The organism is Psychrobacillus sp. L3, from assembly GCF_042945595.1.
In the GTDB taxonomy this organism is placed as follows: Bacteria; Bacillota; Bacilli; order Bacillales_A; family Planococcaceae; genus Psychrobacillus.
In genome coordinates, this window is record NZ_CP168493.1 from 2,029,863 (window position 1) to 2,049,786 (window position 19,924).

Consider the following 19,924-nt stretch of genomic DNA (forward strand, 5'->3'; position numbering starts at 1 on the left):
TTTCAGGCCTTACCAATTCTAATCATCTACCCGCTGATTCATGTATACTGTGTACGATAAAAGTAAAAACATATAGGAAATCCTGCTTAAGGAAGACACCATTAAAATCACTTCAAGTCTTTGTGAATACTGGATTTCTAGTATATCAATTTCATATACTTTCTTATTAGGAACTACTCACTTAATGGATTGTAGTGAAAGGTGGCGACTCCAGACGGAGGCCAACAGGATGTTGGTCACGAAGGCGTTGCCACACGATGTGGCGCTCTTAGCCTTCGTTCCTCGGAGACAGATGAGACATCGCAAACGACGCGAATGCGGCGGTGATGGCTCATCGCTCACCCCGCGGAAAGCGTCCACCTGAAACGGAAATCCGCGGTATTAATTAATTCTTTAAAGTACTAGGAACACTGGTTTCGCATGACGAAAATCCATATACTTTCTTATCTCTTAAAAAAAAGCTTTAGACACACCAGTAATAAGCGTGTCTAAAGTCTTTATTACTCAATATGTTCCAATTGAACCACACGTTATGGAATCTTTACTTCTTTTCCAGTTTGGAGGTAAATAATATTTCCTTTATGAGAGAGGGACATTTCCTCGCCTTCCATTAGCAAATAGGTTACTGCATTTCTTTCCATACTGACCTTAATTAATCTATCTTGATATTTTAAACAAAATTCAAGAGAATCCCATTCTTCTGGTAGTGATGGCGCTAAGGAAAGACCACTTTCCTTAACTCGTAAACCAGCAAACCCAAAAACAATAGCTAGCCAAGTACCACCCATATTGGCCATATGAAGACCGTCTTTTGTATTGCCATGTGTATTCTCCAAATCCAGTCTTGCTGTTTCTTTAAAATATGCATAAGCCTTTTCTTTATATCCTAATTTGGAAGCCATAATACTAAATACACAGGAAGATAACGAAGAATCATGTGTTGTAATTTCTTCATAGTAATTATAAGAATTTTTTATTGTTTCCATATTTTGTTCATCTTCCAACAAAAAATGTGCCAGTACGGTATCCGCCTGTTTACATACTTGGTACCGATAGAGTGTTAAAGGATGATAATTCAGCAAAAGCGGAAATTTATCTTTTGGCGTATTTTCTAGATCCCAACGTTCCTTTTGCAAAAAACTATCGTCTTGTGCATTGATTTTGAATTTCTCATCATATGGAAGATACATTTTTTCTCCCGCAACGGTCCATTCGTTTACTTCTAGTTCTGAAAGACTTAGCCTTTCCGATAATTGGTTCAGATAGGTGCTATCCTTTTCTTTTAATCGATAGTACACTTCAGCAGCCCATAGCAAATTATGTTTTGCCATGGCATTTGTATAATAATTATTATTCACAATACACGCGTATTCATCTGGACCAGTTACACTATCAATTCGAAAGATGTCATTATTCATATGGCCAGTATCAATCCATAAACGGGCAGTTTCAAATAGGACCTCTGCCATATAATCTCTTAAAAATGCTTCCTCTTTCGTTACTAAATAATATTGGATATAACTATACGCAATATCTGCACTTATATGATACTGCGCAGTTCCTGCAGGAAAAAATGCCGAACTTTCTGGCCCTGTAATTGTTCTCCACGGGAATAAAGCTCCCTTTTTATGTCCCATCTCTTTCGCTCTTTCTCTAGCACTATCTAAAATAGAGAATCGGTGTAGTAATAGATTTTTAGCGATTGTCGGATTCGTCATTAAGAAAACCGGGAACATATAGATTTCAGTGTCCCAAAAATAATGCCCTTCATATCCTTCGCCAGATAAGCCCTTTGCAGCAATATTACTTACAGGATCTTTTCCGACGGATTGTAAGAGTTGAAAGAGATTAAAGCGAATTCCCTCTTGAAGTTTCTTATCTCCATTAATGATCACATCAGATGTACTCCAAAAGTTATCGAGATATTCTTTTTGTTCTATTAATAAGTCTTCAAAAGTTGCTTCTTTTAGTTGTTGTTGAATAGCGATTGCTTTTTCGATAACTGTGTCCCCATGCCTTAATGTATCTGTGTAAACATTGTACTTTGTAAAATGAATAGCTTTACCCTCACATATATAAGTCTCCTCTACACTAGTATCCGTTGTATTACTTTCATACTTATATTCTTCGGAATTAACTGTAGAAGAAACGACACATGCCACTTCGAGCTTGGTTGCATAGGTCCTATTTTTAACAACGCTAAAATTTTCTTCCTTTCGAACTTCTGTTACATGTAGTCGTTTTGCATGACCAGAAGCAACTCGAGGATCATTTTTATCCACAAAGTTTGAAACATCCCCATTTACCGACGAAACAATCTTTACCTGCTGCACTTGATTTAACAGCTCTATTTTTACGTCTATCGCAAACAATTCTCTTGTAACAAAAGAGATGAGTCGTCTAAAATTGATTTTAACTTCTTTTCCTCTTGGAGATTTCCAATGTACGATCCGTTCAGCATAACCTGCATCCATATGCAAGTTTCGTTCAAAACTTATAACTTCTCCTTCAAACAAAGTGAAAAGTTCATCATCTAAATAGATCTGAACAGTTTGTCCATCTATAACATTCAAGATTTTTTGTTGCGTCTCTGGAAAACCATGCAATTTCTCCCCATAACTAATTTCTATTTCATCATGAAACGCATTAATATATGTACCACGAATCGAATTATATGTATCCTTATAGCCCTCCTCGAAATTTCCTCTTACACCTAAATAACCATTCCCTAAAGACAGAAGGCTTTCGTTTAACAATAGGTTTTGATTATCCACCTCTGACTTCGTCAATTTCCAGGTCATAAAGCACTCACTCCTTCATATGTACTTTAAAGAAAAACGTTTTTCTCTTTATATCGCTTTACAATTTCTTCAAAAACCAATGCAGAAGTATCTCCCACTAAATAGTCCGCATGAGATAAATGTTCCATTGTACCAACTCCCACGGAAAACATTTTTGCTTTATTAATAGCTTCTACACCAGCAGCAGCATCTTCAACCCCAATACAATTGGAATAAGGAATACCTAGGTAATCTGCTGCAGTTGTGAAAGTCTCGGGATCCGGTTTCCCTTTTTTTACCTTCGAAGCATCCACGATATAATCGAAGTATTTCGTAAGTCCTAGCTGATTTAATACTTGTACCGCATTTTTACTTGCTGAGCCAAGTGCAACTTTAATATTTTGTTCTTTATTTTTTTTCAATAAACACTCTATCCCTGGTAAAATATTCGCTGAACTAATAGATTCCACTAATTCCAAATAGTATTCATTTTTTTGATTTGCTAGTCTCAGTTTTTCTTCATTTGTCAATGTTATTAAGGAAGAATTTAGTTTCAGAATTTGTTCTAAAGAATCCATGCGACTTATTCCTTTAAGTTGCTCATTAAACTGTCTATCCATCGATACACCAAGTCCATCTGCAAGTTTCTTCCATGCCAAAAAATGAAATTCTGCAGTATCGGTAATAACACCATCTAAATCGTAAATAAAAGCTTGTGGATATTGGGTCATTTGTTACTTTCCTTTCTGTATCAGTTCTTTACCAAAGTTTGAACACTTTCCCGTTCCATTAACTGATGTTTTGCATAAATATGCTTCTCATCCAATCGATTTTCGATCAAATCTTGCAGAAGTACCGCTGACAATCTTCCGATTTCAAAAAAATTCTGACCAATGGTAGTAAGTTGTGGTTGGGTAAAACTGCTTAGCATTAAATCATCAAATCCCGTAACGGAAATATCTTTTGGTACTTTCAATCCTGCTTCTTTTACTGCTTTCAATACACCGAATGCCATTAGATCACTAAAGCAAAGAAATGCGGTGGGCTGCTTTGTTTGCAAATATTTTTTCGCCAAATTATATGCTTCTTGCTCTGAAAATTGAGCATACAGCACGTCTGCAACATCTAATTCCAACTCCTTAGCTCTAAAGGCATCTTGCACTCCTTTTATACGCTCAGTATTCACGTACGTCTCTCTCGTACCCGCCATAATAACAATATCACGATGATTCCGTTCTAATAAATACTCAGCAATTTCTCTACTAGCCTCAGCATTGTTAATGGAGACGCTTCCTATCAATCCATTGTTTGTTTCTGTCATAATGTCAAGCACTACACAAGGTATATTGGTATCAATTAGTTCCTTATAATACGGGTCATCAATACGAATTCCTTGTAAAATAGCCCCGCCGATATTTCGCTCTCGACAATATTGAGCATAGCTTTTTTGTTTTTGTCGCAACGAATCGATTAGATAGATAGACAATTCAAATTGACTTTCCGAAACAGCGGTATATACTCCTTTGAATATATCAAATGCATTGTTGTCTTTTTCGTTATTGTTAAGAACACCAGACGAGATCAATCCAATAGTCATCTGCTTTTTGGAAGATAAATTTTTAGCGACTATATTTGGTGTGTAATTCAGTTCTTTTGCGATATCGAAGATCCTTTGGCGTGTTCTTTCATTGACATCTACATAATTATTAAATGCTTTTGACACAATACTTATGGATACTCCCGCTTCTTTGGCGACATCTTTTATCGTAGCCATTTAAAAAGTCACTTCCTACATTTAATTTATATTCATTAGCTATTATTATTGGTCAGTGCTTTTTTCTCTATCTTTAAAGTTAATCGGTAAAAAACAGCGAAACATAAATAAGCACTTAAAGATCCTGTAAAAAGAGGAAACAAGAAAAGAATCTTTGTTGCACTAAAATAAAACAAAGCAAAATTGCTAGTTAAGACGAAAAAGAACAAAACAGGATTTCCAACTGTGACAAAAAACGTATGAATGATCAACTTCTTAATGCCCATTTGATAATGTACACTTAGAGAAAAGAAATTAATTGAATACACAAACAAGATAACTCCTACTATCAAAAAAATCATTCTTAATAAATCGTTTTTGCTAAAATAATAAAAGTCCGCTATCCAAATGAGCCAAATAGACATCAAAATTAGCCCCGACACAAAACTTTTCTTGTAGTCAGACTTCATGTAAGTAAAAAACGCTTTCGTAAGAGAACTTTGGTCCTTTTTCATCATCCAGTCACGGACTGTAGCAAACATAGCAATTGTACTTGGGATAAATAATGCCGGTATTAAAAGTAATAATGGCAATAAAGATAAAACATATTCAATGCCGAAATTATTCAAGTATAGACTTAAGATGATAAATGTAATGGGAACGTTCATGAGAAACCATATTATATTAATAGTAGAAAATCGCATGATCCATTCAGTTGAACCGTATATTACTCCCATGAAACCTGAAAACTCTCGCATGTTCGCACCTCCTGCAAGAATCGATTTATTTTACTGCTCCTTCTCCAATTCCTTTAATAATATGTTTTTGTGCAAGTACATAGAAAATCACAACGGGAATGATCGTTAACATCAAGCCTGCCATTGCTAAATTCCACTTAATCGTAAATTCCCCAAAAAAATAGAAAGTAGACAGGGGAATTGTACGAAGTCCCTTATCAGTAAGTGTCAGAGAAGGCAATAGATAATCATTCCAAATATTAATGACGTTTAAAATCATCACCGTAACCGTAATAGGTTTTAACATAGGGAAAATAACTCTCCAAAAAACCCCGAATTTGGAGGCTCCATCAATGGTAGCCGCTTCCTCTAAAGTAATAGGAATAGACTTAACAAAACCGTGATAAAGAAACACAGAAATACTCGAACTAAATCCTACATGCATGAAGATTAAACCTTCACGAGTGTTGAACATAGGTATGTGAAGCGTATTCGTAATTGTGCTCATGAATTGCATTAAAGGCATCATAAGTGTTTGGAAAGGTATAAGCATCGTAGCAATTAATGTCATAAATATGATTTTACTTAGCTTATTGTCTGTTCTAGCTAACATCCAAGCTGTCATGGAGGATAAAATGACAATAATCACAACGGATAGTACCGTAATATATAACGAATTTCCGAGTGCATGTAAGAAGTTCATTTTTTGCATAGCCTCTAAATAATATTGAAAACTAAAACTTTTAGGTAATGCAAGTGCATTTTCATAAAGATCCTGACGATCTTTAAATGAATTGACAATTATTATGTAGATAGGAGAAAGGAAGAAAAGCGCAACTACGAGGAGTAATAATTCTTTTGTGATTTTACGTATTTTTCTCATCACATTTCTACCTCCCGCTTCTTCGTAATATAGACTTGAGTAAGTGTAATTGCAGCAACGATAAAGAAGAAAACAATTGCTTTTGCTTGACCAAATCCATAATTACTATAACCAAAAATTTCATTATAAATATTCATCGCAAACATTTCTGTGGAATTAGCAGGTCCACCATTCGTTAAAGATAGGTTGACATCGTAAATTTTAAATGCCGATGACAGTGTTAAAAAGAGACTTATTGTAAAAGCTGGCATTAAGAGTGGAAAAGTAATTTTCCTTAGTCTTTGCCATCCATTTGCCCCATCCATTTTAGATGCTTCGATTACGTCATTAGGAATACCTTGGATCCCAGCAATATATATAATCATGATGTAACCAGCCATTTGCCAAGTAAATACGAAGACTAAAGCATATAAAGCATAATCTACATCGATAAGCCAATTAAAAAATACATTATTAAAGCCTGTTACCTTACCAAATAGCGTAAAAACATCTAAAAATATAAACTGCCAAATATATCCTAATAATAATCCCCCAATTAAATAAGGCATAAATATCATCGTTCGTGCCGCATTCGCAGTACGAAGTTTAGATGTCACAAGTAACGCAAAAACGAGACCAACTACATTTACTGAAAAAACTGCTAACAGTGTAAATAATATTGTTTTCCAAGTAGATGCAAGAAAACGTGTATCACCAAACAATTGGACAAAATTCTCAAACCCCACAAACACTTTTGGATTTGCTGCAATACCATCCCACTCGAAAAAGGCATAATAAATTCCGATTAAAAATGGAATAATCACGACTGTTATAAAAATTAATAATAGAGGTGTAGTAAATAGTAGATACCACCACTTATTACTTTTATTTGGCATGTCACCACTTCTTTCATGTAGTTTGTAAATAACATAATAGCTAGTACTGGACACCTCATTTAAGAGATGTCCAGATGTTTATTATCTATCTTACTATTAAGTGAATGATTATTTTACAGCGCTTTTCCATGCATCATCTAGCTTTTCTATAAATTCTTTACCAGTCATATCTTTAGACAAGAAAAACTCTTCTGCTTTTGGTGCAAAATCATTCGGGATAATATTCGCAGGGTAGTAATTTAGTGCCCAAGGAATTGTTTTACCGCTGTTTGATGCATTCAATACATCTTGAGATAATGAATCCAATTTATCTGACTTGATATTTGTCAGTGCAGGAACAAATCCAAATTCCTCTACAATGTATCGCTGACCAATTTCACTTGTAAACATCCAATTTAAGAAATCGTTTGCTGCTTTAACTTCCGCTTCATCTTTTTTACCGTTGATCGCCCAGTTATTACCTACTCCTACAGCCAATTTATCATTACCCATTAATGGGAATGGCAACATGCCTACTTCGAAATCTACATTAAAATCTGAAAGCATTCCATAAGCCCAGTTTCCTTGATGAATTATAGCTGATTTTCCAGCAGCAAAGTCCCCAACTTCTTTATCATATGTCACATCTAAAGGACTAGGTGTGTTTGCTTTAATCGCATCCATAAACTTTCCAAATTCTTGGAATTCCTTTGTTTCAGCCATTGTTACTTTCCCGTCTGTCAACTTATCGATGTATTCATAATGTTTTTTTTGTAATGCAAAAGGATAGTTACTAATATGACCTATTAAGAAATAAGCTTCTTTCGAAAGTCCAAATCCATTAATACCTTTTGCTTTAAACTTTTCTAATGTACGTACAAAAGAGTCATAATCGGCAACATCTTCAGGTTTAACTAGATCTTTGTTATAAACCAACCCAAACCCTTCAACTCCGTACGGTACTCCAACAACTTTGTCATTAACTTTTAGTTCCATACCAGGAGCAATATTTTTTACATATCCTTCCGAATCCATATCGTAAACATATGATTTCATTTTTTCAGCTTCCGTAACATTTTGTAGACTAAAGATGGATGGTCCTTGATTGCTATTCATGCGAATTTGCAACTGTGAGAAGTAATCATCACCTGTTGTTCCCCATACTTCGACCTCCACACCAGTCTCTTTCGTATATTCCTTTGCTAGCGCTTCTAACTGATCAGAAATTTCAACTTTACTTTGGAAAATAGTAATTTTTTGATTGGATGATTTGCCAGAACCCCCTTTGTTTTCGCTTTCTTTTCCGGCTTCCTCATTACCACTACATGCAGCTAAAATCAGTAATAATGCAACTATTAGTAGACTACCGAACGTTCTTTTTTGGAACTTCATTTGAATTCCTCCCTCTAAAATTTTAATTTCTATAGTAAATAAAATGAAAAATCATTTTATAACTACCCACAATTGCTACTTTCTCCTCTTATTATTTAAAGAGAAAACTAGAAAAGTTTGTTGAATCCAGCAACAACTTAATCCGTTGTCATCTACTGTTCACTCAATCGAATCTAATTTTATTTCAATGAATTCATTACATTCATACATTTTTCCATATAGTTCAAACGCTACTTTTTCCTTGTTTTCTGTTTTTACAGACAAGGAAGATGAAGTTAGGAAAAATGTGACAGGTTGAGATTGCCAATAAATCGTGAACTTCATATGATGCCAATGTTTTGGTAATTTCGGTTTAATACTTAGCAAGCCATCTCTAAGTCTGATTCCCGCAAAACCAAATACTGCACCTTTCCAAATTCCACCAATAGATGCTGCATGTATGCCGTCGTCTGATGTATTCATCATTGCCCCTAAATCAACTTCGCAAGATTCTTTAAATAAAGAATAGGCTAATTCCATGTCACCAATATCATTAGCTAGTATCGAGTGAGTTGCTAAACTCAAAGAAGAATCGTGTAATGTCTTCGGTTCATAATAGTTGAAATTAGCTTTTTTAACAGCCTCTGAAAAACGGTTATCATCATGCAAAAACGTTTGTTGTAACAAGTAAAACAATAGCAATGTATCTGCCTGTTTCGTCACTTGAAATGTATTAATTTGTTCTGGATTGTAATCTCGATAGATCGTTCTAATTTTTTCTTGATTTTTATATTTGCAGAGATCTATTTCTTTTAATTGTAAGTAAGTATCATCTTGTGGTATTACTAAATCTTTTTCACGCGGCATCGGTAAGAAGATTTTTTCTACCTTCAACTGCCAAAGCTGATACGATTCATCTAAATCAAATTGCTCTGTAACTTTTTTTAGAACTTCTGAGTTTTCTTTCTTTAGTTTTTCATAATAACGAATTGCTAGTTTCATAGTAAAATAAGCCATATAGTTCGTGAAAGCGTTGTTATTTACATGTTCTTTGTATTCATCAGGACCAATTACATTGTTAATATGAAATTCTTGCTTATCATCGTTCCACTCTAGGCGACTCGCCCAAAACCTGGCTGTATCAAAAATAATTTCATAACCGTAATCATCCATAAATTCATTATCGCCTGTCACACTATAGTATTGATAAATTGCGAAAGTAATATCTGCAGAAATATGCTGTTCTATGAATCCCGACCATATTTTCGTTTGTTCTCCCGTGATAATATCAATGTCGCCAAGTTTCGGTGTTACTTCACCTTCAGTCGGCCATGCTGCTTCCCAGGGGAACATCGCGCCTACATAACCATTTTCAATCGCTTTTTTTCTAGCACCTTCTAATCCGTGGTATCGATAAGTTAGAAGTGATTTTGCCACATTAGGATTTGAAAAGATGAAAAATGGCAGAATGAATATTTCTGTATCCCAAAAGGAATGCCCTTTATATCCTTCGCCACTCAATGCTTTTGCGGCGATTCCCATACGTTCATCATGTGCAGGTGCCATAATGGTTAAATGATAAAGTGAAAACCTTAATGCAAGTTGATCAAAAGAATCATCACTATTAATCTCTAAGTTATATGCATTCCATACTTTGTTTAACCATAATTCTTTATGTGACTGGAAGAGTGAATCATACCCATTGTTTGAGCAATTTTGTAATTCTTTCAAAGAGCTCTCTTGAAGTAGATGAATATTGTATTCGGAGTTTTTATATTCATTATCACGACTTGTGTACACCGTCGTTAACTTTTCCATTTCCAGTATATCGTTAGGCTGAAGGGTAATATCATAAGTTAGCCATACTTTTCGACGAGCCATATTCATTTCAGGCTCTTTGACTAATTCCTCGCCGTTAATCATAATTTTGTTTACAGTATTAATGACAACATCCACTTTTGACTCATTCGTTGTTTGAACTAATTGAATAAATTTTTTATCAATTATTCTACGGTCGCCTTCAAGAAAATGTTGTGCGCCAGAATTACTCATTTGAGCATTAATACCTGAGTCAAAAGAAATTTGAACCGGATCTGTAATACTTTTAACGGTCATTTTCATGCCAATCAAATGCAAATTATGAAGGGAGACAAACCGTTTAAATTGAAAATGTAGTTTTTTCCCTTTAGGAGAAATCCATTCAAAATTCCGCGTCAACTCTGCTGTCTTTAAATTTATCTGACGTATATAGTCCTTGTTTTCACCAAATTCAAGACTAAATCGTTCACCATCGATTCGAATGTCGATCTTCGTAACGTCTGCCAAATTCGGCAACTCCGTGACTTCATTTTCCAGCGCTTCATTAAAAGTACCATTAACAAACAAATTTCTTGTTTCTTTCATGTATGGCTCTTCTGTTACAGAGCGTAATCCCATATAGCCATTTCCAAGACACATGATTGCTTCACTTTTTCCTAGTGTATCAGGATGAAATTCCACTTCCGAAACAATCCAATTCTCCAGGTCTCTCTTGCCTTCCGAATAACTAATCATGTAAGCATATACTCCTTTCTGAAAGGAATGGCAAACTGTTCCGAAAACGTTTTAGTTTTCTTGAAAATAGATTTGTTTTTATAGATAACTCATTCTTACCATTCTACGAAAACGTTTTAGATTTTGGTAATGAATTGTAAGCCCTTACAATATCAACTATAATTCCGCAATTCTTAATTGTCAATAAATTAGTTGTAAATTTCCAGATAATTTGTACTTGTGAATTTTTATTTTGTAAAAGGTATTCACATATTTTAGATCAATAGGTCCAGATTCAGCGTGGATTGCTGAGGATAAGTATTTTCTATGAGCGCTACTATTTTTATAATGATCAATACTTTTCATGTGCTCATACTCCCAGTTGCCAGTATTCATAATTTTACGAAAATAAATTATATTTCCAATAAATATGTTATACTTTTCCATAGTGAAAATAGGAGGTACAAGTCCAATGGTAAAAAAATAAACTGAGAAAATCTTAAAATATTTTATTAATTTTAGAATAAATATGTAGATTTTCTCATTCATAGAATCATTATTATAGAATAGAGGAGATATGACATGTTAAATAAATTAAGTGATACTATTTATTATTTATCTAATCAAGATGATAGAGAACGTCCAACATTAGGATTGGTATGTGGTGACCAATATAGTTTAGTAATCGATTCTGGTAATTCTACCCAGCATGCAAAGGACTTTTTACAAGAAATCGAGAAGCTAAATGTACCACCAGTTAAATATGTGGTCCTTACACATGCACATTGGGATCATTTCTTAGGTATGAATGAGTTTGATGCGACTGTTATAGTTAATAGTCAAACAAATGAAATGTTGAAAGTATGGAAAAGCTATTCGTATGATGATAGGTCACTTCAAAAGTATTTGAATAATAATCAGATGAGTGCGATGTGTGTGAAGATAATACAAACTGATATGTCTAACAGGGATAGTTTTAAGTTGAACTCTCCAGATGTTATCTTTGAAAATACATTAACTATTGATTTGGGAAATAAAATTTGTATACTTGAAAGAATCAAAAGCACTCATACAGAAGACTCTACAATTATTTATATTCCTGATGAAAAAGTTATTTTTTTAGGTGATAGTGCATATGGTACAACCACAAATTCATTATTTCATTTCAAGCAATCATTGTTATTGCCTATGATTAAAGACATTCAAAAATATGATGCTGATATGTTCCTTCTTGGTCATGAATCTATTTGCGACAAAGATGAAATGAATATATATTGGAAAGAGTTAACAACAGCAAGTCTAGTAGTAAAATCGACATCACTAGAAAATGCTTTAGAGTGCTTTAAGGTAGAAAATAATAGGGATCCCAATGATAATGAAATTTTTTTCATAAAAGCATTTGTGAATGATCATATTATTCAATCACAATAATTTATAGATTAATCAATTAAATATACAAAAGCCATCTCATTTAAATTAATATGAGGTGGCTTTTACTTAGTAAATTATTCACTAGTTTGTGTCTTTAGAATTGCAATATGGTCGAAATGCGAATTAAAATTTGATGTACATATAACTTAAATTTTGCATACAAATGAATAATTTTTTATACTCTGCGCACCCTATTTCAAGTATGAAAAAATTATAAATTGAATGGGAGTGCAATTATGGGAATACTAAGTGGAAATCCTAAAGATGAACCATTACATTATGGTGAAGTGTTCGGCATTTGGACTAATTTAGCAACAAACAATGGATTAATAGCTGCATATCAAACATTTTTTAATCATACTGGTGATGATGAACTAAAGAAACTAATCGATGAAGCGGTACAAGGTATGGAAGAAGAGAATAAACAATTAGAAAAGATATTAAAAGTAAATGGCATAGGGCTTCCTCCTGCACCACCTGAACGTCCGGAAGCTAGATTAGAGGACATTCCACCTGGTGCAAGATTTTACGATCCTGAAATCAGCGCTTCACTTTCAATGAATGTAGCTGCAGGTTTAGTTGCTTGCAGTCAAGCTATGGGAATGTCCATAAGAGAAGATATCGGTTTAATGTATGGTCAATTCCATATGAATAAAGCTCAAATAGGTGTCAAGCTTCTGAGACTTAATAAAATTAAAGGGTGGCTAGTTCCTCCTCCACTTCATGTAGACTTTCCAGATAAATAATAATAATTCTACGGGCAATCTAATTTGGTTGCCCTTTTGTTATTTTCTTACTTCGCTTAATGTGTCTTTAATGTCGCAATACAAACGCACAGTGAATTATATTCTTTTTTCCTTTTCGAAACTTTTCTCTCAGAAAAACGTAGCCATTATACATACTATTTTCTGAGGTGATAATAATGGACGAACTTAAATTAATTTGCAAAGTATGCAGTAGTGATTCCTTTCTAAAGGCGTAATGGATGGCTATGCTAAATTAAGATCGATTGAAATAGATTTGCAATTTTATTTCACGCCCTTTTCCACAATCATAGCTAAGGTATAATATCGAGGCATCATTACCATTACTCATATCAAATACTAAATAATCACCATTTACCACTTCTCAACAGGCTAAATTGTTACACTACACAACAACGTATTCATCTTGTGGGCCTGAAAAAGCATTGTCAATCCAAACCTACCAAGCTACACCTTTACGTAAAAAAAGAGTTGCTTTTAGAAGCAACTCTTTTAGTAGTCTTTTATATAGTTCAAAGATTACATCTCTAAATCTGTGAATGCGTATGGCAATAATTCCTTTAAGGTTAATTCTAATATATTTTTCTTCTCATTAGTTAAGTAAACTGGCATTTCAGGCAAACAAAACTCTGCCAAAACTTGTCTGCATAAGCTACAAGGTGGAAGAAAATCTACTGTATTCCCTGCGACAGCTATTGCTTGGAAATCACCTTTTTTATAACCATTTGCAATTGCAGTAAAAATAGCTGTTCTTTCTGCACAATTAGTTGCTCCTAAAGAAACATTTTCAACATTTACTCCATTAATCACAGTACCATCATTTAATAACAATGCTGCTCCAACAGGAAAATTGGAATAAGGTGCATATGCTGTTGTTTTCATTTTCCGTGCACTTTCCATTAATAGCTCTTTATTCATAATATTCATCCTCTCTTCGATGAACTTATTACAGTTCCCTAAACGCCAACATTTTGTTGGCAGGACTTCTAACAATAAATACTAATAAGATATTTGTCAACTCAGAAAATGCAATGATATAAATTTTCACAAAATATTTATTAAACTTGTTTATTCATCCAACTTGCCACTTGAGTTTTTAAAAAAAATATTTATTTTCTACGTCCCCTCTACTATTTGGCTGGGATATTACCAAAAATTCAACATCTTGATTAGATTCATTACGTATTTGATGTTGAGTAAGAGGTGGTACTTCTATACCGTCATTAGGATTTAACGTAATAAGTTCGCTATCAATTTCAATTATTGCCATTCCAGATAAAACAAAGAAAAATTGACGGGCTTGGCTATGATAATGTAATACTTCTGTTGTATTAACGGGCATTCGTTCATGAATGACACTTAACTCTTTATTTTTTACTAAATGCCATCCATCACAATTATCTCCCCATATGTAATGTTCAGCGTTCTGTTTACTTATCTTCAATATAACCACTCCCAAAATTTGCAAACATTGTTTAAAATGAAATCACACGAGCAATTTCAATTATTTAATTCTAGTAACCATATAATTGAATTACTCTTTTACAGTTTCAACATTTCCAATCACATTTGTGAAAGAGGGGTTTTTACCCCACTTACTCCCTTCTACTACTGAGACATAGGAACATCAATATATTAAGATCTTACTTATCCTTTAATATCTTGAATCCCAAATATATGTTTAAATCAGAAGTAACTAATAAAATACTTAGTATTATTAGCTTACTTGTATTGATGGCAGTATTATTATATTGCAGCTCAGATAGACTAAGTAAAGTGTTGATCATTTCATTATTATCAATAAGGATTTTATATGATTTATACAATTTCTTAAAAACACGCCTCAGAAAACTGATTAAATTGAAAAATCAAAAAACCGCCAAAGGAAAATAATTTCCCTCAACGGTTCTATTTATTTTACGATTTAAATGCAACACCTCTAATAAAACATGTTTATTTAATTCGTAATTCTGTTTCCTTATCGAAAAAGTGTGCTTTGCTTAGATCAAATGCCAAGTCGATTGTTTCACCAGCCACAACGTTGAAACGTGAGTCAATTCGTGCAACAAAGTCTTGGTCATTCACTTTAGAATAAAGTACAATTTCTGAGCCCATTAACTCAGCAACTTCAATGGATGCTTTGATCTTAGTTTCCTGCGAAAAATCAAGGAATACTGGTTCATCATGAATATCTTCGGGACGAATACCAAGAATGATATCTTTCCCCTCATAACCTTGATCACGAAGTAATTTCAGCTTCCCTTCTGGAACTAGAACTTTTACATCTCCCATGACAAAATAGTTCTCTACTATTTTACCGTTTAAGAAGTTCATCGCAGGAGAACCGATAAATCCTCCAACAAAAACATTGTTAGGCTCATCGTAAACCTCTTTAGGTGCTCCAACTTGTTGAATAAAACCATCTTTCATTACTACTAGACGAGTTGCCATTGTCATTGCTTCCGTCTGATCATGCGTTACATAAATGGTAGTTGTTTGTAAACGTCTGTGCAGTTTTTGGATCTCCGTACGCATTTGAACACGCAACTTTGCATCTAAGTTTGATAATGGCTCATCCATTAAAAATACTTCTGCGTCTCGAACAATTGCACGTCCTAAAGCAACGCGCTGCCGCTGACCTCCTGAAAGTGCCTTTGGTTTACGATTTAAAAGTTCCTCAAGCCCCAAAATTTTAGCAGCATTATCAACACGTTTTTTTATTTCATCTTTTTTAAATTTACGAAGCTTTAAACCAAATGCCATATTATCGTAAACGTTCATATGAGGATATAGTGCATAGTTTTGGAAAACCATTGCAATGTTTCGCTCTTTTGGTGGAACATCATTCACTCTATTTTCACCAATGAAAAGGTCACCTTCTGATATTTCTTCCAAACCAGCAATCATTCTCAGAGTAGTTGATTTCCCACAACCTGATGGTCCAACTAATACTAAGAATTCTTTGTCTCTAATTTCTAGATTAAAGTCTTGTACAGAAACTACATCTTTATCATATACTTTTTTAATATTCACTAATTTTAACTCGGCCATATTAATCCCCCTATGTAAGTGCTTTCACTAACTATTAAAAGTATATAATATTTACTCAATTCGGATAATGGTAAATGTGCACAAAGATCTGTTCATTTTGGGTGCATAATTACTAGGAAGAATTTAGCAAATTTTTAAAAAGTCATTTTCTTGCTAAAAATGCTAAGTAAACGGTCATTGCATGGTGAAATTGTCGTACATCAATCCCCGTCTTTTCAAAAAAGCGATCTAATCGATATTGAAGACTATTTCGATGCATATGTAAAACTTTTGAAGTCTCAGATATATTTAAATTACATTGAAAAAACACTTCGATCATTTTCAATGTTTCTTCATCCGTCAGTGTTTCTTGTAAAATAGTTTGGCTAATATCGGAACGTAAGTCTGGTTCTGTTTGATTAATAAGTAGAAATGGTAATGCATCAATATACGTTACTACTGTCTTATTCGAATAGATAAATACTTTCTTAGCTACATTTGTTAATGATTGAAAATGCTCTGCTACATCCTTCAAATTTTTCTTAAAGGGACCGACAAAGAAGTTGATTTTCACATATAAATCGCTCATTAGTATATCGATAATCTGTTCAAATGAAATACTATCTTCATAGATTGTTTGTTCTTCTATAATGACTCCTTCATGCCCATTTTCCCACAAAATAGATACTTGTTTTGCAAAAAGCTCTTTAATCACTTCTTTGAATAAAATCGGATCAATTTGATTCTTTTGGATGGAAAAATAAACAAAACGATAAGAATTACTCGATTTGAATTCAGCGTCAGCACTTGATTCAGTAGAGTAAATTACTTCTCTCCACCTTTTTTCTTCCACTGTAGGAATCGGAAATTGTATATGGTAAGGCAATAAAAAAGTAGTTAATAACGAAATATCTTTGGCGGTTAATTCTTTTTCACAAAACCCGATAATCTCATTTTTATCTGTCGTAAACCATTTATAGTTACTATCTAAATCATTAAATCCCGCTGTAAATATGCGTAGTGAAGGGTATATTTTTCTTAATTGATTGATCATTGAAACACCTCTTTCTTTTACCAAGGGTTTTAATAGATAATTGTATCTATCATAATGTTACCATATTCATTTTAGATAGATAAAAAAACTGTAGACAACATCGTAATCAACGAGTGTCTACAGTTTTTTTATGCTAAAAGTTTCTTTGCTTCTTCAATTTGGAGTTGTACTTGTTCAAATCCTGTTCCACCAAGGGAATTTCTTCTTTTGACAGCAGCTAATGGTGATAATACATCGAAAATATCAGACTGGATTAAACTACTTGCTTCTTGCAAATCTTCTAGTGGAAGATCTAATAAGAAGTACCCACGTTGGATACATAATAATACTAGCTTTCCTGTGACTTCATGCGCTTCGCGGAATGGAACCCCTTTTGCCGCAAGATAATCGGCAAGCTCTGTCGCATTTGAAAAGTCTTTGTGTACAGTATCTCGAAGACGTTCTGTATGGACATTCATTGTGCGAATCATGCCTTCAAATATTTTCAACGATCCAACGATTGTATGCACCGTATCGAACATACCTTCTTTGTCTTCTTGCATGTCTTTGTTGTAAGCAAGAGGCAACCCTTTAATGACAGTAAGTAAGCCCATCAAGTTCCCATAAACACGACCCGTTTTTCCACGGATTAACTCGGCCATATCAGGGTTTTTCTTTTGAGGCATAATACTAGATCCAGTAGAGAACGAATCATCGAGTTCGATGAAGTTAAACTCTGCGCTTGACCATAAAATAATTTCTTCTGCAAATCTGGATAAATGCGCCATTAACATAGAAGAATTACTTAAAAATTCCACGATGAAATCACGATCACTTACCGCATCCATGCTATTTTCGTATACATGAGCAAAACCTAAATACTCAGCAGACAGCTTACGATCAATCGGGAAAGTAGTTCCTGCTAGGGCACCAGCTCCAAGTGGAGAAATGTCTATACGTTTTATGGAATCATTAAAACGTTCTTTATCTCGATTAAGCATCCAGAAGTATGCCATTAAATGATGAGCAAACGAAATTGGCTGTGCACGTTGTAAATGGGTATATCCAGGTGCAAGTGTTTCCACATGCGTTTCCGCTTTTGCCACAAGTGTTTTTTGGAAAAGCTCGATTAACTCCATTATTTCTCTTACTCTATTTTTCAAATATAGATGCATATCAGTTGCTACTTGATCGTTTCGGCTGCGGCCAGTATGTAACTTTCCACCTACAGGTCCTATTAAATCAATTAGCATTTTTTCTAAATTTAAGTGAATATCTTCATTTGCAATAGAAAATTCCAATGAATTTTCTGCTGCACGTTTTTTTAATTGAATGAGACCTCCTAAAATCTTCTGCAAATCTCCAATTGGTAAAATACTACAATCTCCAAGCATTTGAACATGCGCAATGCTGCCATCTAAATCTTCCATTACTAATGTTTGGTCGAAACTAATCGAAGCTCCAAATTCATCTACCCATTGTTCTGCAGATTTTTGGAAGCGTCCGCCCCAAAGTTTGGTCATGCTTTCACCTTCCCTGCTCCTTTGTTCACCATCGCATGAACCTTTGTTGGAAGACCCCAAAGTTCGATAAATCCAACTGCTGATGCATGGTTAAATACATCATCCGCTGTGTAAGTGGCTAGTTTTTCATCATAAAGAGAGTTTGGAGATTTACGTCCTTCTACAATTGCATGTCCTTTAAATAACTTCACACGAACGGTGCCATTTACATATACTTGTGTTTCTTTTAAGAATGCTTCTAAGGCCGTTCTTAGTGGAGAGAACCAAAGTCCTTCATAAATTAGCTCTGTTAGTTTTTTCTCCATAACTGGTTTGAAGTGAGCTAATTCTTTTACTAAAGTAATATCTTCTAATTCTTTATGTGCAAGTAGTAATGTATGCGCTCCTGGAATTTCGTATACTTCACGTGATTTAATCCCAACAAGTCGGTTTTCTACGTGATCGATACGACCAACTCCGTGCTTACCTGCTAAATCATTTAATTTTAATATTAATTCGTATAGTTTGTATTCCACACCATCAAGCGCAACTGGAACACCATTTTTAAATTCTATTTCAATTATATCTGCAGTGTCAGGAGCATCTTCTAAAGCAACCGTTAACTCATATGCATCTGCTGGAGGTGCTGCCCATGGATCTTCTAAAATACCACATTCACATGCACGTCCCCAAAGGTTTTGGTCAATAGAAAATGGACTATCTAGATTAATCGGTATTGGAATGTTTTTCTCCTTTGCGTATACAATTTCTTCTTCTCGACTCCAGCTCCACTCACGAACAGGTGCAATTACTTCTAAACTTGGATTCAAAGCTTTAATAGAAACCTCAAAACGAACTTGGTCGTTTCCTTTACCTGTACAACCATGAGCTACAGCAGTTGCTCCAGTTTGTTCTGCAATTTCCACTAACTTTTTAGAGATCAATGGGCGAGATAGTGCAGAAACAAGTGGGTATTTATTTTCATACCATGTATGAGCTTGTAAAGAAATTAATGCATATTCATTCGCAAATTCTTCTCTTGCATCGATCATATAACTTTCTATTGCACCAACTTCAAGTGCTTTGTTTTTTACGAATTCTAGATCTTTTCCTTCTCCAACGTCTAGACATACTGCAACAACATCATACCCTTCGTCTTTCAACCATGTAATTGCTACGGAAGTATCAAGTCCACCTGAATATGCTAAAACAACTTTTTTATTCATTTAAAATTCCTCCGATGTATTATTATGC

General features: G+C 34.2%; 16 protein-coding genes. 2 read left to right on the forward strand and 14 right to left on the reverse strand.

Annotated elements, in window-relative coordinates; all coding sequences use genetic code 11:
- Positions 1–530: 530 nt before the first annotated feature.
- The 8 genes from ACEPXD_RS09925 to ACEPXD_RS09960 all read right to left on the reverse strand — a co-directional run bounded on the left by ACEPXD_RS09925 (position 531) and on the right by ACEPXD_RS09960 (position 10,931).
- Complete coding sequence (locus ACEPXD_RS09925) at positions 531–2,801, reverse strand: glycoside hydrolase family 65 protein (RefSeq protein WP_391115806.1); 2,271 nt, start codon at positions 2,799–2,801, stop codon at positions 531–533.
- Between the two features lie 26 nt (positions 2,802–2,827).
- The gene (gene pgmB, locus ACEPXD_RS09930) at positions 2,828–3,511 is read right to left on the reverse strand and encodes a beta-phosphoglucomutase (protein ID WP_391115807.1); all 684 of its coding nucleotides are present in this window, start codon (positions 3,509–3,511) and stop codon (positions 2,828–2,830) included.
- Positions 3,512–3,531: 20 nt separating this feature from the next.
- A complete protein-coding gene (locus ACEPXD_RS09935) occupies positions 3,532–4,554 on the reverse strand; it encodes a LacI family DNA-binding transcriptional regulator (protein WP_391115808.1) in 1,023 nt (340 codons plus the stop codon).
- A gap of 35 nt (positions 4,555–4,589) precedes the next feature.
- Complete coding sequence (locus tag ACEPXD_RS09940) at positions 4,590–5,291, reverse strand: YesL family protein (RefSeq protein ID WP_391115809.1); 702 nt, start codon at positions 5,289–5,291, stop codon at positions 4,590–4,592.
- A gap of 25 nt (positions 5,292–5,316) precedes the next feature.
- A complete protein-coding gene (locus tag ACEPXD_RS09945; RefSeq protein ID WP_391115810.1) occupies positions 5,317–6,153 on the reverse strand; it encodes a carbohydrate ABC transporter permease in 837 nt (278 codons plus the stop codon).
- Positions 6,153–7,028, reverse strand: a complete 876-nt coding sequence (locus ACEPXD_RS09950) for a carbohydrate ABC transporter permease (protein ID WP_391115811.1) — start codon at positions 7,026–7,028, stop codon at positions 6,153–6,155. The genes ACEPXD_RS09945 and ACEPXD_RS09950 overlap by 1 nt, the downstream gene beginning before the upstream one ends.
- Positions 7,029–7,136: 108 nt before the next feature.
- Positions 7,137–8,399 (reverse strand): ABC transporter substrate-binding protein, encoded by a 1,263-nt coding sequence (locus tag ACEPXD_RS09955; protein ID WP_391115812.1) that lies wholly within the window; start codon positions 8,397–8,399, stop codon positions 7,137–7,139.
- A gap of 159 nt (positions 8,400–8,558) precedes the next feature.
- Complete coding sequence (locus tag ACEPXD_RS09960; RefSeq protein ID WP_391115813.1) at positions 8,559–10,931, reverse strand: glycoside hydrolase family 65 protein; 2,373 nt, start codon at positions 10,929–10,931, stop codon at positions 8,559–8,561.
- A 561-nt stretch (positions 10,932–11,492) separates the two neighbouring features.
- Between ACEPXD_RS09960 and ACEPXD_RS09965 the strand changes: the two genes are divergently transcribed.
- Complete coding sequence (locus tag ACEPXD_RS09965; RefSeq protein WP_391115814.1) at positions 11,493–12,341, forward strand: MBL fold metallo-hydrolase; 849 nt, start codon at positions 11,493–11,495, stop codon at positions 12,339–12,341.
- 236 nt (positions 12,342–12,577) lie between these two features.
- Positions 12,578–13,087, forward strand: a complete 510-nt coding sequence (locus ACEPXD_RS09970) for a DUF3231 family protein (RefSeq protein ID WP_391115815.1) — start codon at positions 12,578–12,580, stop codon at positions 13,085–13,087.
- A 537-nt stretch (positions 13,088–13,624) separates the two neighbouring features.
- Here the strand turns inward: ACEPXD_RS09970 and ACEPXD_RS09975 are convergent.
- The 6 genes from ACEPXD_RS09975 to ACEPXD_RS10000 all read right to left on the reverse strand — a co-directional run bounded on the left by ACEPXD_RS09975 (position 13,625) and on the right by ACEPXD_RS10000 (position 19,896).
- Positions 13,625–14,023: a cytidine deaminase gene (locus tag ACEPXD_RS09975; protein ID WP_391115816.1), complete on the reverse strand. Its 399-nt coding sequence runs from the start codon at positions 14,021–14,023 to the stop codon at positions 13,625–13,627.
- 178 nt (positions 14,024–14,201) lie between these two features.
- Positions 14,202–14,549, reverse strand: coding sequence for a cupin domain-containing protein (locus ACEPXD_RS09980; protein ID WP_391115817.1), 348 nt, complete (start codon positions 14,547–14,549; stop codon positions 14,202–14,204).
- 509 nt (positions 14,550–15,058) lie between these two features.
- Positions 15,059–16,156: an ABC transporter ATP-binding protein gene (locus tag ACEPXD_RS09985; protein ID WP_391115818.1), complete on the reverse strand. Its 1,098-nt coding sequence runs from the start codon at positions 16,154–16,156 to the stop codon at positions 15,059–15,061.
- Between the two features lie 142 nt (positions 16,157–16,298).
- Positions 16,299–17,189 carry a PucR family transcriptional regulator gene (locus ACEPXD_RS09990; protein WP_391115819.1) on the reverse strand — a complete coding sequence of 297 codons (891 nt, stop codon included), beginning with the start codon at positions 17,187–17,189 and terminating at the stop codon, positions 16,299–16,301.
- Positions 17,190–17,317: 128 nt separating this feature from the next.
- The gene (gene argH, locus ACEPXD_RS09995; protein ID WP_391115820.1) at positions 17,318–18,691 is read right to left on the reverse strand and encodes an argininosuccinate lyase; all 1,374 of its coding nucleotides are present in this window, start codon (positions 18,689–18,691) and stop codon (positions 17,318–17,320) included.
- Positions 18,688–19,896, reverse strand: a complete 1,209-nt coding sequence (locus ACEPXD_RS10000) for an argininosuccinate synthase (RefSeq protein ID WP_391115821.1) — start codon at positions 19,894–19,896, stop codon at positions 18,688–18,690. Before ACEPXD_RS10000 ends, argH begins: the two co-directional genes overlap by 4 nt.
- Positions 19,897–19,924 lie beyond the last annotated feature (28 nt).